Raw genomic sequence first — 21,589 nt, forward strand, 5'->3', positions numbered from 1 at the left:
TGGCCCTCACCTGGCCAGAGGCGCCAGGCGCGCCCGCCGCCTGGGCGCTCGCAAGCGCTGCGGTTGCGGGCAGCGATGGTTGTTCGTCCGCCGCTCGATCGCGCGTGCGAGCAGCGAAGCCGGCCAGCCGAGCGCAAGGTAGAAAAGGCCTGCGAGCAGGAAGACATGCAGCGGCATGAAGCTCTCGGACATGATCGCCCGGGAGGTCAATGTCAGCTCGTTGACGCCGATCAGGGCGCAGACGGAGCTGTCCTTGAGCACGCAGATCAAGGCAACGATCAGTGGTCCGGACATATGGCGCACGGCCTGGGGAATGACGACCAGCCGCAGGCTGAGGAGACGAGACAGTCCAACGGCGCGCGCGGCTTCCCATTGACCCTGCTCCACGGCCTGCATGCCGGCGCGCAGCACCTCGGCCAGATAGGCGCCGTGCACAAGGACAAGGCCGAGCGTGCCCGCCAGGAAAGGCGACAGCGTCAAGCCGAAGCCGGGCAGGACGAAGTAAAGCACGTAGAGAACGATCAGCAGCGGTATGGCGCGCAAGACCCAGACATACGAGTTGACGAGACCGCGCAGTCTCGCGCTGCGCGACGTCCTCAGGGCTTCCAGGCCAAGGCCGACCAGGGACGCGCCGCAAAAGCCTGCCGCGGTCAACAGCAGCGTGAGCGACGCAGCCTCGAAAAGGCGCGGGCCCCAGTCCGCAAGATACAAGGCAATGCCTTCCATCATTGGCTCGCCACCTGTTCAAAGCGCTTTGTCAGGCGGAAAAGGATGAAGGCGACGCCGAGATAGATGCATGCCGCCAGCCCATAGATCAGTCCCGTCTCGAACGTGCGGTTCACCAACGCGCGCGCCTGGAACATGAGCTCCGGCGCAGCGATTGCCGCGGCCAGCGTCGTGTCCTTGACGAGGGCGAGCGCATAGTTGCCGAGCGGCGGCAGGCTTATTCGCCAGGAATTGGGGACGATCACCAGCCTGAAGGCCAGGAGGCGGGAAAGGCCCAGCGCAAGCGCCGGCTCGCTCTGTTTTGCCGCCACCGACCGGAATGCCGTGGCAAAAACCTCCACAAGCATCGCCGACCCTATGATGCCCAGTCCTGCCGTGGCTGCCGGCACCGGCGGGAGCCTGATCCCGATGTGAGCCAGGCCAAAATACACCAGAAGCAGCCAGATCAGGCTGGGAATGGTGTGCAGGATCCCGGCATAGATCGCAATGAGAGTGTCGACGAGACGGGATCGGAGCAGGAAACTGGCGGAAGCCAGAGAAAAGCCGAGTGCAATCGCCAGGACCAGCGCGCCCAAGGCGATGATGACGGTGATCCTTGCACCGTCCAGCAGGATCAACAGGACAACGCCGAGGTCGATCACCGCTCACCCCCGCTCGCTATTGCCGACAACGCGGTGCGGCCCAGTCGGCTGGTCTGTCGACGCCGGCGCGGAAATTGTCCGCCGAGGGCACGAAGTTCGTGTCGCTCAACAGGCCATAATGCTTGCCGATCAGCCTGACCTCGCAATCCGACCACAGCAGCCTGATCTCGCGGCTCAGGTCATCGGCGAGCGCCTGATTGTTCTTGGAGAGACCAAAGACATATTGCCGGCCGGTGCTCGTCAACAAGGGGAAGTCAGGATTGTTGTCGATGAAGGGGACCGTGTGCAGCTTCCAGTCCGGATTGCGCGAAATCGCGTAGTCGATGGCCGGCGGGTCGCCGATCATGGCGTCGATCCTACCGATGACCAGGTCACGCATTGCCGCGTCCGGCGTGTCGTAGAGCATGAGCTGCAGGCCGGGCAGCCTGCGCAGTTCAACCAGAAAGCCAAAGCCGATCATCGAGCCGACCTTCTTGTTCTCAAGATCCGCCAGGCTGTTCCAGTTCTGCCCGATCTTCTGGGTAATGCCGTTCTGGAAGTAGGCTGTGGGATCGGTCATGGTCAGCACGTCGGCCCGCTGCCGCGTCCAGGCGACGTTGCCGCCGATGATGTCAACCTGGCCGGACTGGGTCGCAGCGATCGCGCCGTACCATTCCATCGGAACCGGCCTTATCTTGAGGCCAAGCCGCGTCGCCGCCATCTGGAGGATTTCACCGTCGTAGCCCGACAGCTTGCCATCGAGCGCGACAAGACCCGGCATGTCGCCGGTAATCGCAACGCTCAGCGTTCCCGGCACGCTCAACTGGTATCGTTCCAATGCAAGGGCGGCTTTCGAAAGCAACACGGCCATCAGCACGCAGAGCGCGATACCCAGGCAGGTTCCAGTCGCATGCCGATCGCAAACCATCTGCCCCAACACTCCATACGAAAGGGGAATCCAGCCTACCGATATCCATAATATGAGTGAACTCTAAACCTTGCCGGCTTACTTGTAAACGTGCGCGAAGCGTCACGAATTGCGACGTCGCAGGGGCTTCGGCGTTCATCTGGCCGGGCGTTGCCGGAACATGATCTCCAGCGGATTGATCTGCTCTTCAAGCTGCTGCACTTCCCGTCTGACCAATGGAAGCAACTGTTCGAACCGGTCTTGGGACAGTCTGGCGCTGGTCATGTTCACGGCGATTGCCACGCCGCTCGGCCTTTGCCCGGGGCTGATCGCGACGGCGAACGCCGAGATCCCGGCCACCAGATCGCCCCTGTCGAGGGCGTACCCTTCCTGGCGTATTGCCGGCAGCAAGCTGCGGACGCGGCCTGCTGTCAGACCATGATGCTGCGGATAGAGTGGCGAGTTCGCCTCGATGATGGCGTCAGCCTCCGGCGGCGGCAATGAAGCCAGGATCGCCAGGCTGGCCGAACCGACGCCGAGCGGTATCTGCCCGCCTATTCCGCCGGTGAGGCTGTCAATCATATAGCTGCCCTGGTGGCGATCCACGCAGATCGCGCTGACCCCCGAGCGTGCCATCAGGAAGACGGTGTCGCCGGTGGCCGCGCCGATGCGCGTTAGCGCCGGCTGTGCCAGCGTGCGCAGGCCGGACTCGTCAGCGGCACGGACACCCAGCACAAAAAGCCCCAGCCCGAGCCTATAGCGCTTCGTGAGGCTGTCGCGATCGATCAAGCGATGACGTTCGAGGGCGACGGCAATCCGATGCGCGGTCGGTTGTTTGAGATTCAGCCCCTCACTGATGTCGGCGATACTGGCGCCGCCCGACCGCGCCGCCTGGCCGACGAAATTCAGCACCGCCACCGCGCGGTCCAGGAGTTGCGCCCCGCTCGCCAGTTCCGTCTCGTTGACTGTCTTTGGCATCCGCAGCGTGTATCTCAGAACCCAGTTATCTCCCCAATGCCTCATACCGCCTGGCTTGACAAGTCTATGCCAACGATCCCGTAGCCGGCTAAAAGAGCAATCCATAATCTGGATATTTTTTGAATTGACAACCATAATATGGTGTGAATAACGTATGACAGTTCGGTGACGCTCAAGCGAATTGTGGCGCTTCCCAATCAGTGGGCCCCTGACAAGGCCGCAGAAACGCCTCATGCTTGAGTTGTCGGCACGAACGGCAGTGCACCTCATCTGGGAGCGAGCAGCGATGTCGTACGTTGGAGAATCCGGCCTTTCAACCACAGCCGTTTCGGCAGCAGCCAGGCCAAGCCTGCGCGGAATAATCCAGGCCAATACGCTCGGTTTCATCATGGAAGCGCATGACGCGCTTTCAGCAACCATCGCGGAACGCGCGGGCTTCAAGGGCCTCTGGGCTTCCGGCCTATCGATTGCCTCGAGCCTCGGTTACCGCGATGCCAATGAAGCATCCTGGACACAGCTCGTCGAAGTCGTCGAGCGGATGGCCGATGCAGCCTCAATCCCCATCCTGGTGGATGGAGACAGCGGCTTCGGCAATTTCAACAATGCCAGGCTCGCGGCCAGGAAGCTCTTCCAGCACGGCGCGGCCGGTGTCTGCCTCGAGGACAAGGGCTTCCCCAAGATGAACTCCTTTGTCGGTGACCGTCACCCGCTGGCGGAAATCAGTGAGTTCTGCGGACGGCTGCGCGCGGTGAAGGACACGCTTGGTTCCGAGGACTTTGTTCTGGTCGCACGCGTCGAGGCGCTGATCGCGGGTTACGACCAACAGGAAGCGCTGATGCGTGCGCATGCCTATGCGGACGCCGGCGCCGATGCGATCCTCATCCACTCGCGTAAGTCGGACGCCGGCGAGATCCTGGCCTTCGCCCGGGAATGGAGCAATCGCCTGCCCCTCGTGATCGTCCCGACCAAATACTACCGCACGCCCGTCGATGAGTACCGTGCGGCCAAGATCTCGACGGTGATCTGGGCCAACCACAACATGCGCGCGGCCGTCTCGGCCATGCGCCAGGTCTGCGAACGCATCCTTCGCGAAGGAACGATCGCCGGCATCGAAAACGAGGTCGCCACGCTGGACGATGTGTTCGACCTGCTCAACTACCGCGAACTGGCGGAGGCCGAGACGCGCTACCTTCCTTCGGTCGCGGTCGCGGCCGAGTAGCACTGGGCCGGTTCCGCCCACCATCAGTCACAACAACTCACGAGGGCCGACAATGTTGGCACAGCGTACGAAGCTTTTTGCGTCGTCGGGGACGGCTGCCGCGCGCGCAGCCGCCAAGGCGGCATCCGATGCCGGCAAGGAGGTCATCGACCTCACCGCAGGAGAAATATGGTCCGATCTCGCGCCGAGCGTCCGCGAGGGCGCGCTGGCCGCCATTGAACGCGGCGAGAACCGCTATACCGACACCGTCGGGCTTCGCGAACTGCGTGAAGCGCTCGCCGCAAAGGTCGCCCGCGAAACCGGGCAGGTTTGGCATGGCGAAGAGATCGCCGTCACGAACGGTGCCAAACAAGCGCTTTTCAACGCCGCGATGGTCCTGCTGGACCCGGGCGACGAAGTCATCATCCCAAGTCCATATTGGACGACCTTCCCGGCGCAGGTGCTGATTGCCGGCGGGCGGCCGGTGCATGTCGACACGCGCGACCACGGCTATGTTCCAAGAGCCGAGGATATCGAAGGCGCCATCACGCCGAAGACGCGCGCGATCGTGGTCAACACGCCCAGCAATCCGACGGGCGTCGTTTATGACCAGAGCACTTTGGAACAGATCGCCGACCTGGCAATCCGCCGCGATCTCTGGATCATCTTTGACGAATGCTACGGCGCATTCGCGCATGCACCGCACGCCCATCATCCAATTGTCTCGCTCGTGCCGGAAGCGCGCTCGCGCACCATCATCATCAATGCGTTTTCCAAGACGCTTGCTTTGACGGGCTGGCGAATTGGCTACCTGGCCGCTCCAAAAAGCGTGATCGACGCCGTCAAAGCACTCCAGTCCCACACGACATCGAACCCGAATGTGATCGCCCAGCATGCCGTCCTGGAACACCTGCGACGCGGCGACGGCAGTTATGAAAGACATCTCTCCGAGCAGTTGACCCAGGCCCGGCGGCTCGGACTGGACATCCTGTCGCGCCAGGCGATTGCCCCGCTGCCGAAGGCACAGGGCGGGTTCTACTTCTATCTCGACCTCCGGGAGCTCGCTGACAGTGGCGCAATTTCCACCGCCCCACGAACCGCGGACGATGTCGTCAATGCTCTCCTCGCCCAGGCCGGAGTGGCAGGGGTGTCGGGCAGCGCCTTCGGAGACCCGATGGGGCTGCGTCTCTCTTACGGAATTGACCACGACAAGCTCGCGCTCGGGCTGGAGAGGCTCGTCGGAGTTTTTGACGCGTGGACCGGAGCAACTCGCAACGTAGCTTAAGGAAAGTTGTCATGTTCAGGACTGAAGTACCCCAAAGCGCTGTTATCCTGGCTGCAGGTATGGGTTCGCGGCTGCGCCCCCTGACCGACTTCCGACCGAAACCCCTGGTGGAGGTCCTCGGCGTCTCGATCATCCATAACGCCCTGCGCCATCTTGGCGCGATGGGGGTCAGATCGGCCACCATCGTCGTCGGCTACAGGAAGGATGCAATCGAATACGCCTGCGGTGACCGGTTTGCGGGCGTCGACATCGACTATGTCGAATCTACTGTCTACGACCGCACCGGCAGCGCCTATTCGCTCTGGCTGGCGCGTCATACCCTGCTGAGCGGTGACATTTTCCTGCTCGAAGGAGATGTCTTCTTCGAGCGGCAGGCATTGGTCTCGTTGATGGCCGCCGGCGCCGGTGACGTCGCCGCGGTCGCACCTTTCACCGAAGAAATGGAAGGCTCCRCCGTCGTTCTTGGCCCCGCCGGGACAATTGCGGAAGTCCGCATGAAGCAGACCGCCGCAAATCTGAATGAGGCAGGCGCCCCTCGCCTCTTCAAGACCCTCAATCTGTTCCGGTTCTCGCGCGCAACCCTGTCGACGGTCATCGTGCCTGCCCTCGACGATCTGATCGGCATCGGTGCCGGCACGACCTACACCGAGCAGGTGCTGGCGCAGCTGATAGGCCGCGGCCTGAAGATCGCGGCGGCGCGCTGCGACACCGTCAAATGGTACGAGATCGACAACCAGGCCGATCTGCGCATGGCGGAAAACCTCTTCGCCACGCCGCCTGAAGTAACGCTCTTGTCGCAGGCTGTTTGACCCCTAGCCAGGGCTGAGGAGTAACGCACATGCTTCGTCAACTTGCCGATCCTGCAAACGCCATCACCGGGGCAGGTCTCGCCTTGTCCGTTGTCGGCATCAGCTTCGCACTTGCGGGCCATCCGGAAGCGGGTGTCGCGGTCACGCTCTGGGCCTTGCTGGCCGATCATCTAGACGGCGTGGTTGCCAAGCGCACCTTGGGCCGAGCACCCGAGACGGGAGAGGTTGGAAAAAACCTTGATTCCCTGGCAGACCTGGTGAGCGCAGGTATCTTTCCGGCTGTCACCTTGATCGTCGTGGGACAAGGATCGCTCCTCTCGATTCTTGCTGCAGCGACGTTGGTTTTGGCCAGCGCTCTGCGGCTGAGTTACTTCAATGTGTTCGGTTCTCCCGGTGGGCGCTTCGTTGGTGTGCCGACGACCTATGCGGTTCCTCTGACAGCGGTTCTCTTCCTGCTTCGCCCGGTGATTGCCGAGCAAATCTTTCCATCACTGTTCGCCGCTGCACTTGTCGCGCTGGCTTTGCTCCACATCGCGCCTTTGAGCGTCCCGAAAACACAAGGCGCGATGTACGTCGTCGTGACCGCCTTTTGCGTCGCCTCATCGTTGCTGCTTGCCTCGAGGACACTGGGATGAACTCGCATTCGACACTCAAGCAAGCATCGGTCAACGCTTCGTCTGCAGGCGCGGTCTTCCGGGCACTAGGCGTGGAGCCCATCGTTCAATGCGCGGGGGTGCGCACCATCTATGGCGCCAGCAACCCTTCGGATGAAGTCATCGCGGCCATGAACGCAGCAGCCGGCGCATTCGTGGACATGGATGAGTTGGCCCAAGGCGCGGGCCAGCGGCTGGCCGAGTTGACCGGCGCCGAATGGGGCGTGGTAACGGCAGGGACTGCCGCAAGCCTGGCGCTTGCAACGGCAGCCTGCATAGCCGGAAACAATCCCGAACTCATGCTGCGGCTGCCCGACACGTCCGGACTGCGCAACAAGGTCCTGATCCCCGCCGATCAGCGGTTCGCGTATGAGCAGGCCATGCGCATCGCCGGCGGTGAGATCGTCGACGTTGCGACCTATGAAGAGCTGGACAAGGCAATCGGCGAGGCTGCAATGATCTGCCTGGTTGGTCGCCTTGACGGGTCGACCACCCTCCCCCTCCAGTCCATCTTGCCGGTGGCAAAGGCACATGATGTGCCGATCCTCGTCGATGCGGCCGGTCTTTCTCCCGGCAAGCCGGATCGTTGGATCGATAGTGGAGCTGACCTGGTCGTTTATGCCGGCGGCAAATATCTGCGCGCGCCGCAATCGACGGCGATCGTCATCGGGAAAAAGACCCTCTGCCAGGCGATCTGGTGGAATGGTGCACCGCATCAGGCTTTCGGCCGATCCATGAAGATCGGAAAGGAGGAAATGGTTGGCGCGGTCGTCGCCATCGACCGTTGGATCAATCACCGATCTGCCAGGGAAGAACGAAGCCAGTGGGTGCCGCGCCTGGAGCGGATCCGATCATATCTGTCCGCCATCCCCGGCGTGTCGACCGAGATCAAAACCTGGCCAGGCTCGGTGACCGCAACCCGGCTCAAGGTTTCATGGGATTTCGACCACATCCCCTTCGACAGCGAGGAATTGCGGCTTGCGCTGCTGAGCCAGCGACCGCGCATCCTCATCCACGACTTCTGGTCAACGAGGACCTCCACAATCCTGGACCCAATCAACCTGTCCGACAAGGAAGCCGAAATCGTCGGCGCCGCTCTGGCTGCCGCTTTTGCCGATCCCGCCAGCATCGCCCCTCCAAAATCCGAGGTCATCCCCGAAATGGATGTGTCGGGTGCCTGGCATGTCGACATCGGGTTTCTTCGTGGAACGGCCAAACACCGCCTGCAGCTTCGGCAGGTTGGCCGTTCAGTGGTTGGCACGCATCACACGGAGAACCGAACCGGCGTCGTCAGCGGCGAAGTCCATGGACGCTTCCTGCGCCTGGAAGCGGCGCATGAACAGGTCCCGATCTGGCTGTTCTATGGCTTTGAGGGCGAACTGACCGAAGACGGGTCTTTCGTAGGAAAACTCAAGTTGGGCGGCACCGCCAAAGAGCATCTCGGGCCGGTGTTCAAAGGACAGTATGGCGACGCGACCTGGCGCGCGCGACGGGCGGACGCCAATCCGGCAGCACCAAAGGAGAAGGCATCATGACCGTTCACCAATCCGAGTTGCAGGTCGAAACGGCGTTCGGCCTGAAGGGCAAGGTCGCGCTCGTGGTCGGCGGCTATGGCGCGATTGGAACCAGCATCTCGCAAGCTTTGGCTGTTGCCGGCGCGACCAGCATCGTGGCCGGACGCGACGGCGAGCGCGCCGATATGCTTGCAGGCAGGCTCCGTGACGAGGGCTGGACCGCCGAGGGCATCGGCCTCGATGCCTGCGACACTGCAGACATTCGCAAGCAAGTGGCGTCTGTAGCTCAGTTGCATGGATCGGTCGACATTCTCGTCAACTGCCTGGGTTTCAACAAGGAACAGAAGCTGCTCGAGGTGACGGAGGAAGCCTTCGACGAGGTCTATTCCAGGACGCTGCGGCCAGCGATGTTTCTGTCGCAAGCGGTCGCCACCCAGCAGGTGGCCAGTGGCCGAGGCGGCAGTCACATCCACCTGCTTTCGGTGCGCTCGGCGCTCGGCTTCCGGGGCCGGGGGTACAGCGCCTTCTGCGCGGCCAAAGGGGGGCTGGCGACCCTGCTGAAACAGCAGGCGATCGAGCTTGCGCAGCACAACATCACCGTAAACGGGGTCGCGCCCGGTGCTGTCCGCACGCACAAGAACGACAAGGCGCTGGAAGATCCCGAAACCTTTCGACGAGCAGTGGCGGTCATTCCCATCGGCCGACTGGCGACACCGGCGGATGTCGCCGGAGCCGTGCATTTCCTGGCCTCCCGGCAAGCGCGATTTGTGACCGGACAGATCCTTTATGTGGACGGCGGACTGACAGCCAGCGCGTGAGGCGGTGAGCTTCTATTCTCGGAGAAGGCCGATGAAAATTGGTGTTGTCGGAGCAGGAATCGTAGGCGCCTCCATCGCCTACCATCTGGCGAAGCAAGGAGCGAAGGTTTCGATCTTCGATCCCCTCCCTCCGGGAAGCGCGGTCTCCGGATCGTCTTTTGCCTGTCTTAACGCTTTTGGCCGATCCGGCGAGGATCTTGCCTTTCGCTTGCAGGCCATCCGTTACCATCGCGCACTGGCACGCGAGATTGGGTCGGAACACCTCCTGCACCTATGCGGCACAGCGCGTATAGCATCGGCCGGCGATCCCGCAGCCAAACTCGCCAGGGATGCGACCACCTTCGCATCTGCCGGGGGCGAAGTCCGTTCCGTAGCTGCCAAGGAGATGATCGATCTCGAGCCTCGGATCCATGCCCGCTTCGCCACGGAACGATTTCTTGTCGCAGAAGAAGGCTGGGTCGACTCAGGCGCGTTGTGCAAGCAGCTTGTGAAGACCGCCGTTGAACGTTTCGGCGCGCAATTTCGCAGCGCGCGCGTAGCGGGGATCCAGGCGTCAGACCGATGGGTGAGGTTAAGTTGGCAATCGGACCTCGAAACCTTCGATCGGGTCGTGCTTGCGGTGGGCAATGACACCAACTCACTGCTCAAACTGGCCGGTCTGCGGGAACTGCCGATCAAGACGCTGCCTGGCCCGCTCCTCGTGCTCACCACGCAAGACACAAGTGTGATCAGGCATGTCGTCTATGCGGACGGATTCCATATCCGGCCCGGTCAGGGCGGATATATAGCTGGAGTGTCAGCGCTACCGGGTGAACTCGAACCATTGAAACGCCTCGAAGGGGAACGCCTGGACCTGTTGGCGGCCGGCGCGCGCTGGCTCGACGGTTTCCTCCATGTGCCGAGAAGCTGGACGACCTGCCCGCGGCCTGTACCCGCCAGCGATCATCCAATCGTAGGGCCACGAGAGGAATGCGCCGCGATCTCCGTGGCTGCCATGCATGGTGGCGTCACGCTTGCCCCATTGATCGGGAAGATTGCGGCATCTGAGATCGTCGCGGCGCTGGGCTGGCCCCGGAGCATCGGAAGACCGCCAACACATTCCTCGCATCTGTTGAGCGAACGCGAACAGTTGCCCTCAGCCTGGCTGGCTGCAAGCGTTTGAATCCCAAAGGACCACGCACATGCAAACATCGATTAGGCATGAACTGCAAACGGCAATTGAACCCATTAGCCTTATCCGCAGCACGCCACCCACGCCCCCATGGGTCGGCGAAGCATTGATCAGGGCGTTCGGGGAGATCAGTCGAAGCGCGAAGATCGAAAGTCTCATGCGATATCACACCTTCCGTGGCAGCGAGGAGGATCGGGATATTGCCCGCCGCTGGTTGAGCGAGCGCCTTGGCCCAGCTGTCGAGACTGATCGCATCATCATGACCAACGGCACCCAAAGCGCGCTTTTTCTGGCGCTTCGATCGGTCGTCGGCATTGGGGACCACCTGCTGACCGAGGATATCAGCTACTACGGGCTACGACGTCTGGCGGCATTGCTTGGCATCACGGTCAGCGGCATCGCCATGGACGCTGATGGGGCGCTTCCCGATGCTTTTGACGAGGCCTGTCGTGACCGCCGGCCGCGTGCGCTTTTCCTGCAGCCAACCCTGCACAATCCAACATCGATTGTCATGTCACGAACGCGACGCCTTGAGCTTGCCGACGTCGCACGCAAGTACGGCGTTCCGATCATAGAAGATGATGTCTACGGAAGCTTGCCGTCGATTGCGCCAGAGCCAATTGCTTCACTTGCGCCTGATATCTGCTGGTTCGCTACCGGCCCGGCCAAATGCATGGGGCCTGGGCTTCGACTGGGTTACCTTGTCGCGCCATTCAGCGCCGACGCAGGCAAGGCTGCGGCGGCCTTCGACACGATTTCAACCTGGCACGCAAACCCGCTATCGGCAGCAATCATGTCGCGCTGGGTGATGGACGGCACGCTTGTTGGCATTCGCGATGCCGTCCGTGCTGAGATCGTTGCCCGGCAAGCGATCGCCCGCGGATGCTTGTCTGGCTTCCCCCTCGCCACCCACCCTGAGTCCGTCTTCCTCTGGATGGAACTTGCCGCCACAACCAACCAGGATCGCCTTCTCCAGCAGCTTGCCGATGTCGGCGTGATCCTACGCCCTGGCCACATGTTCTTCGTCGATCCCCACAAGTCCCACAACAGCATTCGGATCGTGATCGGCAGTCCCGACACACAGGATGAACTGTTCACGGCACTCACCAGATTGGCAAAGACGGTCAGATCGTAAACGGTCAAAGACGATGCAAACGAGCACGCCAATTTACATTGTCATGGAGATGGCATGCTTCGTGCTTATCGCCACGCTCTTGCGCATCTCGAGTGCAGAAATATCGATCTACCAGCTTACATTCCTGCGGTACGGCTCAAGCTTTCTGTTGCTGTTGCCATTTTCATTTAAATTGTGCCCGCGCATGGAAATCACGGATGTTAAGAGGCACGCACCGAGATCCCTTCTAATCTATATTTCCGCGCTCGCCTGGACGTATGCGATACACTCCATAGACGTGGGTTTGGCGCAGGCTCTCCTCTACACAAAGACGATATTGCTTGGAGCCTTAGCGGGCCGGCTCGGATCTGCCGCACCATCCCGCGTCGAGTGGATTTGCATTACCACCGGCGTCGCAGGCGTAATTCTTGCCGTGAGCCCGTCCCTCAACTCGGCACCAGTGCCGGGCGCCGCCGCCGCGTTGTTGTCCGCCCTGACGGCTTCTGTGATTGCAAGTCAGACCAGGCTCATTGGCGCCTTCCAGGCTCCCATCATGGCGACCTTGATAACGAGCGCGTTGACATGTGCGTTCGCATTGCCGCTGGCCGCAATCTCATGGCGTCCGCTGAACCTGGATGAGGTAATCCTCGTCTGCGCCATCGGGCTGCTCACGACGATCTCCCAGGCACTGCTTTTCCGGGTATTCCCAAGATCCGGATTGCCAAGAATTGCAATAATCGATCTGGGAAGAATTATATTGGCGACACTTGCGGGAGTAATATTCTTCAAGAACGCCGTTACACCAAGCTACATAGTGGGAATATTGATTATTTCACTAAGTATATTTTCTGCAATCCGGTTTTCGTGACGAAACCCGGCCCGACAGGTCGACAGTGTTGGAAGGAGATGTGCCATGAATGTACTGCAGAGCGTCGGGGCAACCCGACAGTCGCAATCCAGCAGCATATTTCGACAGGTTGCCGGCCACTATAGATACCGGCCACGCTATCCGCGCGCCCTCATAGCACACGTATCGGGCCTCTCGTCGTCCCTCGACCACAGCCTTCCTGCGGTTGACGTCGGCGCAGGAACAGGTCTTTTCACGTTCGCGCTTGCGCAGTTTCTGGTTCCACAGCGTCAGGTGGTGGGTGTCGAGCCCAGTGCAGACATGAGAGCAAACGCCGTCGCGGTTTCCCCCGCATCCGGCAGCAACGTGACGTTCGTGGACGGCTCATCCACGCATCTTCCATTTGCCGACAGGTCGCTTGCCCTGGTCACAGCCGCCTGCGCCTATCATCGGTTCTCGCGCCAGAAGTTCCTGAACGAATGCGCCAGGGTTCTCTGCCCGCAGGGACTTCTCGCAATTGTCGACTACCAACTGGTGAGTCCGCCCGGTTCCGCTGGAGACGAGATATTCTGTCTCCTCGAGAAATTCGCCCCGGTCTTCGTTCGTGGCCACAGAACCAATGAACACGGCCAGTATGAGAGCATCGACATCTCCCGGGAGGTTCTTTCCTGCCGGTCATTTTCTTCCGGCCACGCAGCACATTGGTGCAACGAGCTGGAATTTTCCGAAAATGAATTCATTGGGTATGTGAGCACCTTGTCGCCCACGCTGATCGGGATGCGCCGATTAGGACGACCCGCGGTGGAGTCTCTGTTGCGGTCTATATTCCACAGCCATGAAAGCAGTGGGCGTGTCGCAATGTCGTTCGACACGCTGGGCGTTTTCTGCGTGAACGGTGCTTGAACATCAGGCGCTGTTCAGGCGCCGGCCGTTTCACGGATGGCGCTCAGCGCCCGCCTGAGTTCCTCTCGCGTTTCCGGGCTTCCCAAGACAATGCGGATCGCGTCGACGGGCCTGTCCGGATGAAAGGCAAACATCGAACCGGGTCGAAGGATGACGCCGGCCTTGGCAGCTGCATCGATGAAAGAATCCTGGTCGTGTTGAACAGGCAGCGTCAGCCAAAGATGCAGACCGTTTGGGTGGGCCGCGTATTGGCTGCCTGCCAGGATCTCGCGCGCAATCTCCTGCCGGCCCGATGCTTCGGCGCGTACGGCGTCGAGAATACGCTTTGCGGTCCCTCCGCTTATCCACTTATCTGCCAACGCCGATGAAAGCGGCGACATATGCCAGGTCGAGGTGACCTGAAAACGCTCGAAGACGGATGCAGCGTGACTTGTGGAGGGCGCAACGAGATAGCCAGCCTTCAGCCCAGGCGAGACACATTTTGCCAGACCGGTCGCAAACCAGCAGATATCGGGTGCCAGTGCCGCGATCGGTGGTGGCGCGTCGTGCGGCAGCGCGCCATAGACGTCGTCCTCGATAATTGCAACGCCGTACTTTCTCGCAATATCGATGATCTCTCTGCGCCGTTCGAGCGACATCACCAGCGTCGTTGGATTGTGGATGGTTGGCGTCAGGAAGAGCGCCTTCGGCGATCGCGTCCGGCAAGCGTCTTCAAACGCGTCCGGCAGCGCTCCATCCCGATCCATCTCAATGCAGTCGACTTCGACATTCAGAAAACCGGCCAGACGGCGAAAGCCATAGTAGCTGAACGCCTCGACGAGGACCAAGCCACCACTGCCAACAACGGCTGCGAGCGTCAGCATCAGGGCATTCTGTGTGCCGTTGGTCGCGATGATGCGACCGATCTCAAGCCCCCCACCCATGCGATCCGACATCCAGGACGCCCCCACCTCCCGGTCTCGTTCGGTACCCGCGAACCGGTGGTATCTAAGGAGCGTGGACAGGTCATGCGCCTGGGAAATCTCCAGGAGCGCATTTTTGATCTCGTCACCGATCCAGCCCGGCGTCGGCGGAGTCGTACGAATGAGACTGATGGGTTCTGCCACCGAGAAATCTCTTTGATTGATCGTCATTGCAAGCGACCTTCAAGCTGGAGTGACAAGCTTACCGGGAGTCGACAGCAGGCTCACATCAGCCCCTGGACGGCACTTGTTATCTGATCGAGGGCATCCTTTGGCTCGGTTTCCTGGAACAGGACCTTGCGCATCGCATCTTCGATCACGGGAGTAACTTTCAGGGAATTTTCGCCGGGAAACGAGAACCAGCTCGTCATGCTCGGCAACTGGCCAACGGCCACCATCAGGTTGGGTTCGCTCTTATAGTAGTTGCCGAGGAGGCCGGGATCCTTGATCGCCAGGGTGTTGACCGGAATATAGGACGTTGATTTCGCCATCTGCGTCTGCGCGTCTGGTCCGGTGAAGAACTTGACGAAGTCCCAGGCCACCTTCTGCTTCTCGGGGTCTTTCGTGTGGATCATGATGGCGCTGCCGCCGGCCGGCAGGATTCCATTCGGCTGTGTCGAGGGAAAAGGCGCGACGCGCATTTCGAAATGCCCGGCGGCTTGCTTGGTGTAGAGGGTGATGTCCGAGCTGGATGTAACGAAAATGCCGAGCGAACCGCCGGCGAATGCCTGCTTGGCCTGATCGCGCGTCATGTCCTTCATTCCGGAACGGCCAATCTCCTTCAGGGTTTTGAAGGCCTCCAGCCCCTCGGGACCATTGAAAGCCACCTGCTTCTCGTCCGGCGTCATCATGTGGCCGCCTTGAGATTGCACCAGCGCGATGAATGTCCAGTTGGCTGTCGGGGTATAGTCGAAGAAGATGCTTCCGCTGGGAGCATCGATCTTTTTTGCCAGGTCGGAAATTCCCTGCCACGTTGTCGGCAGCTTGTCCGGATCGCCCCCGGCCTTCCTGACGAGGTCGATGTTGAAATAGACGATCGGCACAGACAGTTGGTATGGAATGCCGATTGTCTCTTCGCCCTTTTTGGCCATGCTCATCACGGATTGCGAATATCCGCGGTTCTCCCAACCGTTTTCTTGCGCGATGAAACCCTGAAGCGGCACAGCCAGGCCGCGCTCGGCGAACAACCTTACGAAACTCAGCCCCTGGAACCCGACATCCGGTACATCTCCCGTCAGAGATGACCGCAACATCAACTGCGTCATTTCGGTGTAATTCTTGACGACATCAAGCTTTACCGCAGTGCCTTTGTTCTGCTCTTCGAAAAGCTGGACCAGCTTCTCCATCGAGTCTTTGTTCACATAGGCATTGGAGTAAAGAACCCTGAGCGTGGTTTCGGAAAACGCCGGGCTCGCGCCCATGGTGGCAACGAACAGCGCCAATGCGCACTTAGAGATAGACGGGATCCTCATTTAACTCTCCAAGATGATCGAGTATGTCCTAGGGCCGTGCGGTGACGCCTCTGGTCAAGCAGTCAGGCGTGCTCAACCCCTTTGTGATCAGTCCGATCGGCCGCCCCGCAATCAGCCGTCCAACAGCTTTGAACGCTCATAGGCAGCGATCGGCTTTTCTTCGCCTGCAGCGATGTGAACAACGACCCGCTCTTGGCCGCTGTCCCAGCCCTCCCGATTGTGAAGAACCGCCCGATTGTCGAAAATGACAAGATCTTCGGCTTCCAGCGCGATGCTGAATTGTTCGCCACCGCGGAACACCTCGGCCCACAGCCGCTCCATCAGGTTCCGGCTTTCTTCCGGTGATTTGCCTTCAATCAGGGCATCGCGGCGCCGCGGCAGATAAAGCAGTGGGCGGCGCGTCTCGGAGTGCAATCTCACCAGCGGATGCGATGTTCCCTCCGCGCGCCGTTCCACGCTCACCGAAGGTCCTTCCCAGAAGTCCCAGAGTCCCTGGGAACGGTTGTGGAGACTGTGGATGGCACGCAAGGGCGCAATCTCTCGCCGTAACTCCGCAGTGAGCGACTCGTACACATGGTATGCACTCAAGAAACCCGTTCTGGGCGGGTTCGCCGGCGCCTTCTTGCAATAGAGGATGGAGTAATTCATCGGCGCCGGTTTGAACGATCCATCCGTATGCCAGATCTGGGCGACTGCGCCCTTGTCGCCGATCGGAAGACCGTCGGGTCCTACGGCGTTGGACAGGACCTTCAGCTCTGCGGGTCCCGATTGGCTCGACTTGGGTTCTTGATGATTGTGGCGGTCGTTCTGCAGGGGGCCGAAGAGCTGGGCAAATGCGACAAGCTGGTTATCGTCCATCTGCATGTTACGGAAGCGCAGGACGAGATATTGGTTCAAGGCGCGCTTGAGGGATTCAGCAATCCAAGGATTGCCCGGGTCCAAAACGTCACCGGCAGATATGCCCTGCACATCGCCTCCGATCATCTCTGGCCCTGTGACGATTTCAAATGGCCTTTCAACATCCGCTCTCAACCTGGCCGGCATTGCATTGCTCCCTGAACTGATGATGTCTGCTTCATTTGATGGCTCCGCCGGTCAGGCCTTCGACGAACCAGCGCTGGGCGGCCAGAAAAGCGATTATGAGAGGCGCGACGACGAGGGTCGACGCCGCCATGAGCGGGCCGTAATCGCTGCCGGCCTCTTCGTTCTTGAACGTCATGATGCCCAAAGGCGGCGGCATCATTTCTTCGGAACGAACGGCAATCAGCGGCCAGAACAGGTCGTTCCAATGGCTGACGACCGAGAAGATGGAAAAGGCAATGATTGCCGGCAGGGCCATCGGCACCATGACGCGCCAGACGATGGCAAACTCCGAAAGTCCATCGAGCCGTGCCGCGTGGACCACATCGTCCGGTATTGTCTTGAAGAACTGCCGCATCAGGAAGATGCCGAATGGCGATACGATGAATGGGAAGATCAGCGCAGCATAGGTGTTCAAGATGCCGAGTTGGTATCCCATGATGAATTGCGGCAGCGCCAACACCTGGTGGGGGATCAAGAGACCGATCAGCACCAGCCCGAACAGCAGATTGCGGCCCTTGAATTGGAGTTTGGCGAGTGCGTAGGCGGCCGGCGCGCACACCAGAATCTGCAGTACCAAGATAGCCAGACAAATGCCGACGCCGTTCAGCATGAATTTCGGCAGTGGAGATGCCGTCAGTGCCCGACCATAGTTCTCAACCAGATTCCAGTGTCGAGGCAGCAGAGAGAAGGAGCCACGAAAAATCTCGCCCGGCGACTTCACGGACAAGGATACCATCCAGACAAAGGGCACCGACACGAGGGCGGCCGTCGTCAGCAAAATAACGTGGCGGGCAATCGCGCCGGGCCAATCTGTTCTCATGAGTAGTGCACCCGCCTGTCCATGACGCGAGCCTGAATAAGCGTGAGTGCGATCACGATGGTCAGAAAGACGATGGTGACCGCGGCCCCATAGCCGGTGCGCAGATATTCGAAGCTTTCGCGATAGAGCGTGTAGAGCAGAACTTCTGAAGCGTTGCCTGGTCCGCCCTTGGTGAGGATCTGGACGGTATCGAATGCTTCGAAGGCACGCAGTGCGACGACGATGACGACAAACATCGTTACTGGCCCGAGCATCGGCAAGGTAACGGTGCGCAGCCGGTCGAGCCAGCTGTCTGCACCATCAATGTCCGCGGCGTCGTAGAGATCGCGCGGGATGGACTTCAGCCCGGCAAGGAAAAGTACCATGGCAAAGCCAAGGTTCTGCCAGATGGCGATCACGGCCAGAACCGGCAGAACGGTCTTCTCGTCGCGCAACCAGTTGGCAGTCGGAAGACCGAGTGCTGAAAGCGTCTGGTTGACGAGGCCGATCGTGGGATGCAGCAGCGCTTCCCAGGCAATCGCCATGGCAGCCAGCGTCGCCATGAAGGGTATGAAATGGATGGCGCGGTAAAAGGCGCGAAGCGATTTTCCGCTTTCGATCAACAGGGCGATGAAAAGCCCCAGGAAAACGGATCCCGGCACCACCATCAACACGTAGAGGATTGTGTTGGCAAGCGACGCGCGAAAGGCCTTGTCGGAGAAAAGTTCGGAAAAGTTGCGTGTCCCCACGAAGGACATGGTGCGCGCGCCGAATTGCCAGTCTGTCACGGCAATGACCAACACGCCTCCAATTGGAAGGACAAAAAGGCAGAGCAGCAAAAAGGCAGCCGGCCCCGCCAGGCAATAAGCGGACAGAGCCTCGCCAACCGCAGAAGCGGGTTTGGGCACGGGCCGAGCGCTCGGGAAGACCTCGACACTGGCCGTCATCAGGCAATCTCCCTCAGGGGCGTTACGCTGGCGGCGGGCAGCAGGCGTTCACCGCCCTTATCGAAGACCAGAAACCGGTCAGGGCGCACGCTGAGATTGACGAGTTGGCCGTGGGCAAGATGCGGAGCCCGCTCGGCCAGAAGGCGTGCCACAAGTGGCTCGCCGGCGTTCAGCGCGAGATGCACAAACAGGTCGGAACCCATATGTTCGATCAGCCGGATGGTTCCGGCGATCGCTCCTGGTTCGTTGCGGTCGCAAAGATGAAAGGCTTCCGGCCGAATGCCCAGCGTGACCTCAGCACCAATGTCGAGAGCGACATTGGTGGCGAAGCTGACTCCACCCGCCTCGATATGACCGCGCTGGCGAACCACGCCGTCGAGCATGCTGATCTTGGGACTGCCCACGAATTCGGCGACCCGGCGATCGGTCGGATTGGCATAGATTTGCTGGGGCGGAGCCACCTGCAGCAATTCGCCGTCGAGCATCACCGCGACCCGATCCGAAAGCGTCATCGCCTCGGATTGATCATGGGTAACATAGATGAAGGTGACGCCCAGCCGCCGATGCAGTTCCTTTATTTCGGAGCGCATCTGGACGCGCAGTTTTGCGTCCAGATTGGATAGAGGTTCATCCATCAGGAAGACCGCGGGATGGCGCACCATGGCGCGACCTACCGCCACGCGCTGTCGCTGGCCACCGGAAAGCTGGCCGGGCTTGCGGGTCAGGAGATGATCAATTCCAACCGCGCCGGCTGCCTGCTGGACCTCTTCCTCGATTGCAGCTTTCGCCTGTGCCGTTCCCGGAAGAAAGCGCCCAAGCAGCGGCAGGCGCTGCAAGGATGACAGTCGCCGCATCTTGAGCGGCAGACCGATGTTTTCGGCGACGGTCATATGCGGATAGAGCGCATAGGACTGGAACACCATCGCGATGTCGCGCTGCTTTGCACGCAAACCGTCGACAACGCGCCCGCCGATCGAAACGCTGCCTTTATCTTGAGGCTCCAGACCTGCCAGTATGCGCAGGAGGGTCGACTTGCCGCAGCCCGACGGCCCGAGCAAAGTGAGGAATTCACCGTCTTCGACAGCAAGGCTCAGATTGCACAGAACCTGGCTGGTTCCATATGATTTCGAGATGTCGGTGAACAGCACGCCAGACATCATGCCACCTCTGTCGTTTTGATCACGCCGGCACCGGCAGCCTCAGCCCATCCGCCATCCAGGTAGACTGCCGATCCCACCTGCGTCCGCTGAATACGCTGCAGGAGGCCGCCGGACCGGATTTCGGAAACCTGAGTGACACTCGCCAAGAGAGGCGCGACAGCCGATCGCCGAGCTAGCACTTCCGAAAGCACGCGCCCCGTCATGCTCGAAGGTGGCTGCATATCGAGAGCCTCAAGGATGGTAGGGACGACGTCGCAAATACCGGACGGCACTTTGGAGACGTGTCCACCGGCCAGGAACTTTGACCCCGCGACAATGCCGACCGAGGCCAGTTCCTTGGAGTGCAAGCCGCCATGGACGCCAAGGCCAGGCATCCTCGCATTGTCGTAGAACGTCCCGCCTACGAGACCGAACCGATCCCTGCGGTCGTCCGCGCGAAAGGCAAAATAGACATCAGGGGCCCGTTCGTGGTTCGCCATGACCAGGCTGCTTGCAAAGGTTCCCGGGACGACCCCCTCGATTTCGTTTCCGGGCGCCGTGAACACTGGACCGACCCAGGGAAATTCGCTCAGCGCGCCGACGAGCCGTGTCAGCTGTTCGCTGCTGCGGTCGGCAAGGTAGAGAGCGCCGACCTGTCCGGGCACGACAACGACGTCAACGTCCGGCGCTGGCGCGGTTCCCGGATTGAAGCCGACGTCGGAAAGACAATCGGCAACGGAGACGCGTGTATGTGCGGTAATGTGGCCATGGTCCGACAGCGCGATGATCTGTACGCCTGCGGCCCGTCCCTCGGCTTCCCACCAGTCCAGAATACGCCCAAATTCAGCATCACAGTGTTTGATCACCCGGCGGGTCGCGGCAGCACCCGTACCATTGTGGTGAGAACAGGTATCCGGCTCGCCATAGGACAGAATGGTCACGTCCGGAGTCCGCTCGGGCCACAGGTAGTCGAGAAAGATCGTGGTGATCAGCGTCTGCGCATCGAGGTCCGGCTCCCCGACAGGAGGGACCGGCGGCAGGGGCCCGTAACGTGTAACAACATCGTCTAGGACATGTTTGGGCGTGCAGGCTTCGGGAAAATGGCCGGACAAACGGACATGGCCGAAGGCCTCGGCTTTGTGGTGGAAGAGCCGCGTCGTGCCGGGCGTGTTGGAGGCTAGGACCGCAAGGCTTCGACCGGCGCGCCCAAGCAGCTCGCCCAAAGTAGGTGCGCTCATAAGCTGGCCGCCGCTTTCCCGATCCAGCCGATCCAGCAGGACCGCATCAGCCGTGTCTATATAGCGTTGCGGGTTGACGCTGCGATCGACGTATTTGTTGCCGACCATCCCATGAACGGCTGCTGTGCTTCCGGTCACGAAACTTGGGAAAGCAGTCCTGGTTTCACTTGGATAGATCGTTCGCTGCGCCGCGAGCGTCGTGCCAAGCTTCTTGAGCCGGACGAGATTTGGTGTCTGCTGATCGTCGATCAGATCCGGCCGCAGCCCATCAAAACTGACGATTACGAATTTGGTTTCTGGCATCGGCCCGAGCCTGGTTGATGGAATTTGGGCTACCGGGCCGCTGTTACGCTCCTGTGACAATCATCGAATAATTCGAACCAAATCCGTCCCAATGTGATCCCCC

The 21,589-nt window shown here is 60.6% G+C and carries 21 protein-coding genes; 10 read left to right on the top strand and 11 right to left on the bottom strand.

All coding sequences use genetic code 11. The features are described 5' to 3' along the window. Positions 1 to 6: 6 nt before the first annotated feature. From AB4136_RS04930 to AB4136_RS04945, 4 genes are all read right to left on the bottom strand, one after another. Complete coding sequence (locus tag AB4136_RS04930; RefSeq protein ID WP_065997679.1) at positions 7 to 729, bottom strand: amino acid ABC transporter permease; 723 nt, start codon at positions 727 to 729, stop codon at positions 7 to 9. Next, a complete protein-coding gene (locus AB4136_RS04935; RefSeq protein ID WP_065997681.1) occupies positions 726 to 1,367 on the bottom strand; it encodes an amino acid ABC transporter permease in 642 nt (213 codons plus the stop codon). Before AB4136_RS04935 ends, AB4136_RS04930 begins: the two co-directional genes overlap by 4 nt. Positions 1,368 to 1,383: 16 nt before the next feature. Next, positions 1,384 to 2,274, bottom strand: coding sequence for a substrate-binding periplasmic protein (locus tag AB4136_RS04940; RefSeq protein WP_083237714.1), 891 nt, complete (start codon positions 2,272 to 2,274; stop codon positions 1,384 to 1,386). A gap of 135 nt (positions 2,275 to 2,409) precedes the next feature. Further along, positions 2,410 to 3,231: an IclR family transcriptional regulator gene (locus AB4136_RS04945; RefSeq protein WP_065997682.1), complete on the bottom strand. Its 822-nt coding sequence runs from the start codon at positions 3,229 to 3,231 to the stop codon at positions 2,410 to 2,412. A 286-nt stretch (positions 3,232 to 3,517) separates the two neighbouring features. Between AB4136_RS04945 and aepX the strand changes: the two genes are divergently transcribed. The 10 genes from aepX (at position 3,518) to AB4136_RS04995 (ending at position 13,543) form a co-directional block, all read left to right on the top strand. After that, entirely contained in the window at positions 3,518 to 4,450 is a 933-nt protein-coding gene (gene aepX / locus AB4136_RS04950) for a phosphoenolpyruvate mutase (protein ID WP_065997683.1), read from the top strand. 52 nt (positions 4,451 to 4,502) lie between these two features. After that, positions 4,503 to 5,714 carry an aminotransferase class I/II-fold pyridoxal phosphate-dependent enzyme gene (locus AB4136_RS04955; protein ID WP_065997684.1) on the top strand — a complete coding sequence of 404 codons (1,212 nt, stop codon included), beginning with the start codon at positions 4,503 to 4,505 and terminating at the stop codon, positions 5,712 to 5,714. Positions 5,715 to 5,725: 11 nt separating this feature from the next. After that, positions 5,726 to 6,523 (top strand): phosphocholine cytidylyltransferase family protein, encoded by a 798-nt coding sequence (locus AB4136_RS04960; RefSeq protein WP_441930375.1) that lies wholly within the window; start codon positions 5,726 to 5,728, stop codon positions 6,521 to 6,523. 29 nt (positions 6,524 to 6,552) lie between these two features. After that, positions 6,553 to 7,158 (top strand): CDP-alcohol phosphatidyltransferase family protein, encoded by a 606-nt coding sequence (locus AB4136_RS04965; protein WP_065997688.1) that lies wholly within the window; start codon positions 6,553 to 6,555, stop codon positions 7,156 to 7,158. Next, a complete protein-coding gene (locus AB4136_RS04970) occupies positions 7,155 to 8,711 on the top strand; it encodes a hypothetical protein (protein WP_065997690.1) in 1,557 nt (518 codons plus the stop codon). Before AB4136_RS04965 ends, AB4136_RS04970 begins: the two co-directional genes overlap by 4 nt. Before the next feature lie 17 nt (positions 8,712 to 8,728). Next, positions 8,729 to 9,508 carry an SDR family NAD(P)-dependent oxidoreductase gene (locus tag AB4136_RS04975; RefSeq protein WP_441930378.1) on the top strand — a complete coding sequence of 260 codons (780 nt, stop codon included), beginning with the start codon at positions 8,729 to 8,731 and terminating at the stop codon, positions 9,506 to 9,508. A gap of 31 nt (positions 9,509 to 9,539) precedes the next feature. Further along, positions 9,540 to 10,670 (top strand): NAD(P)/FAD-dependent oxidoreductase, encoded by a 1,131-nt coding sequence (locus tag AB4136_RS04980; RefSeq protein ID WP_065997697.1) that lies wholly within the window; start codon positions 9,540 to 9,542, stop codon positions 10,668 to 10,670. A gap of 19 nt (positions 10,671 to 10,689) precedes the next feature. Beyond that, positions 10,690 to 11,814 (top strand): aminotransferase-like domain-containing protein, encoded by a 1,125-nt coding sequence (locus tag AB4136_RS04985; protein ID WP_083237715.1) that lies wholly within the window; start codon positions 10,690 to 10,692, stop codon positions 11,812 to 11,814. Positions 11,815 to 11,875: 61 nt separating this feature from the next. After that, positions 11,876 to 12,661 (top strand): DMT family transporter, encoded by a 786-nt coding sequence (locus AB4136_RS04990; RefSeq protein ID WP_441930381.1) that lies wholly within the window; start codon positions 11,876 to 11,878, stop codon positions 12,659 to 12,661. A gap of 45 nt (positions 12,662 to 12,706) precedes the next feature. Beyond that, complete coding sequence (locus tag AB4136_RS04995; protein WP_065997702.1) at positions 12,707 to 13,543, top strand: class I SAM-dependent methyltransferase; 837 nt, start codon at positions 12,707 to 12,709, stop codon at positions 13,541 to 13,543. A gap of 14 nt (positions 13,544 to 13,557) precedes the next feature. Here AB4136_RS04995 and AB4136_RS05000 read toward each other — a convergent pair whose 3' ends face one another. The 7 genes from AB4136_RS05000 to AB4136_RS05030 all read right to left on the bottom strand — a co-directional run bounded on the left by AB4136_RS05000 (position 13,558) and on the right by AB4136_RS05030 (position 21,486). Next, complete coding sequence (locus tag AB4136_RS05000; protein ID WP_083237716.1) at positions 13,558 to 14,676, bottom strand: aminotransferase-like domain-containing protein; 1,119 nt, start codon at positions 14,674 to 14,676, stop codon at positions 13,558 to 13,560. Between the two features lie 53 nt (positions 14,677 to 14,729). Next, entirely contained in the window at positions 14,730 to 15,947 is a 1,218-nt protein-coding gene (locus AB4136_RS05005; RefSeq protein WP_167523848.1) for an ABC transporter substrate-binding protein, read from the bottom strand. 141 nt (positions 15,948 to 16,088) lie between these two features. After that, positions 16,089 to 17,021 (bottom strand): TauD/TfdA dioxygenase family protein, encoded by a 933-nt coding sequence (locus tag AB4136_RS05010; RefSeq protein ID WP_083237717.1) that lies wholly within the window; start codon positions 17,019 to 17,021, stop codon positions 16,089 to 16,091. Between the two features lie 31 nt (positions 17,022 to 17,052). Beyond that, a complete protein-coding gene (locus tag AB4136_RS05015) occupies positions 17,053 to 17,880 on the bottom strand; it encodes a carbohydrate ABC transporter permease (RefSeq protein ID WP_137901739.1) in 828 nt (275 codons plus the stop codon). After that, positions 17,877 to 18,806 carry a carbohydrate ABC transporter permease gene (locus AB4136_RS05020; protein ID WP_065997714.1) on the bottom strand — a complete coding sequence of 310 codons (930 nt, stop codon included), beginning with the start codon at positions 18,804 to 18,806 and terminating at the stop codon, positions 17,877 to 17,879. Before AB4136_RS05020 ends, AB4136_RS05015 begins: the two co-directional genes overlap by 4 nt. Next, the gene (locus AB4136_RS05025) at positions 18,806 to 19,963 is read right to left on the bottom strand and encodes an ABC transporter ATP-binding protein (protein ID WP_065997775.1); all 1,158 of its coding nucleotides are present in this window, start codon (positions 19,961 to 19,963) and stop codon (positions 18,806 to 18,808) included. Before AB4136_RS05025 ends, AB4136_RS05020 begins: the two co-directional genes overlap by 1 nt. Further along, a complete protein-coding gene (locus tag AB4136_RS05030) occupies positions 19,963 to 21,486 on the bottom strand; it encodes an alkaline phosphatase family protein (protein ID WP_065997719.1) in 1,524 nt (507 codons plus the stop codon). The genes AB4136_RS05025 and AB4136_RS05030 overlap by 1 nt, the downstream gene beginning before the upstream one ends. Between the last annotated feature and the right edge of the window lie 103 nt (positions 21,487 to 21,589).

The sequence above is a fragment of the Mesorhizobium sp. 2RAF21 genome (genome assembly GCF_052115345.1).
Classification (GTDB): domain Bacteria; phylum Pseudomonadota; class Alphaproteobacteria; order Rhizobiales; family Rhizobiaceae; genus Mesorhizobium; species Mesorhizobium terrae.

What these genes read in the sequence shown, in the direction of transcription:
- AB4136_RS04945 (WP_065997682.1), bottom strand. Translation starts at nt 3,231, where the DNA reads ATGCCAAAGACAGTCAACGAGACGGAACTGGCGAGCGGGGCGCAACTC.
- AB4136_RS04930 (WP_065997679.1), bottom strand. Translation starts at nt 729, where the DNA reads ATGATGGAAGGCATTGCCTTGTATCTTGCGGACTGGGGCCCGCGCCTT.
- AB4136_RS05015 (WP_137901739.1), bottom strand. Translation starts at nt 17,880, where the DNA reads ATGAGAACAGATTGGCCCGGCGCGATTGCCCGCCACGTTATTTTGCTG.
- AB4136_RS04980 (WP_065997697.1), top strand. Translation starts at nt 9,540, where the DNA reads ATGAAAATTGGTGTTGTCGGAGCAGGAATCGTAGGCGCCTCCATCGCC.
- AB4136_RS05030 (WP_065997719.1), bottom strand. Translation starts at nt 21,486, where the DNA reads ATGCCAGAAACCAAATTCGTAATCGTCAGTTTTGATGGGCTGCGGCCG.
- AB4136_RS04970 (WP_065997690.1), top strand. Translation starts at nt 7,155, where the DNA reads ATGAACTCGCATTCGACACTCAAGCAAGCATCGGTCAACGCTTCGTCT.
- AB4136_RS04985 (WP_083237715.1), top strand. Translation starts at nt 10,690, where the DNA reads ATGCAAACATCGATTAGGCATGAACTGCAAACGGCAATTGAACCCATT.
- aepX (WP_065997683.1), top strand. Translation starts at nt 3,518, where the DNA reads ATGTCGTACGTTGGAGAATCCGGCCTTTCAACCACAGCCGTTTCGGCA.
- AB4136_RS05000 (WP_083237716.1), bottom strand. Translation starts at nt 14,676, where the DNA reads ATGACGATCAATCAAAGAGATTTCTCGGTGGCAGAACCCATCAGTCTC.
- AB4136_RS05010 (WP_083237717.1), bottom strand. Translation starts at nt 17,021, where the DNA reads ATGCCGGCCAGGTTGAGAGCGGATGTTGAAAGGCCATTTGAAATCGTC.
- AB4136_RS04955 (WP_065997684.1), top strand. Translation starts at nt 4,503, where the DNA reads ATGTTGGCACAGCGTACGAAGCTTTTTGCGTCGTCGGGGACGGCTGCC.
- AB4136_RS04940 (WP_083237714.1), bottom strand. Translation starts at nt 2,274, where the DNA reads ATGGTTTGCGATCGGCATGCGACTGGAACCTGCCTGGGTATCGCGCTC.
- AB4136_RS05025 (WP_065997775.1), bottom strand. Translation starts at nt 19,963, where the DNA reads ATGTCTGGCGTGCTGTTCACCGACATCTCGAAATCATATGGAACCAGC.
- AB4136_RS04965 (WP_065997688.1), top strand. Translation starts at nt 6,553, where the DNA reads ATGCTTCGTCAACTTGCCGATCCTGCAAACGCCATCACCGGGGCAGGT.
- AB4136_RS04995 (WP_065997702.1), top strand. Translation starts at nt 12,707, where the DNA reads ATGAATGTACTGCAGAGCGTCGGGGCAACCCGACAGTCGCAATCCAGC.
- AB4136_RS05020 (WP_065997714.1), bottom strand. Translation starts at nt 18,806, where the DNA reads ATGACGGCCAGTGTCGAGGTCTTCCCGAGCGCTCGGCCCGTGCCCAAA.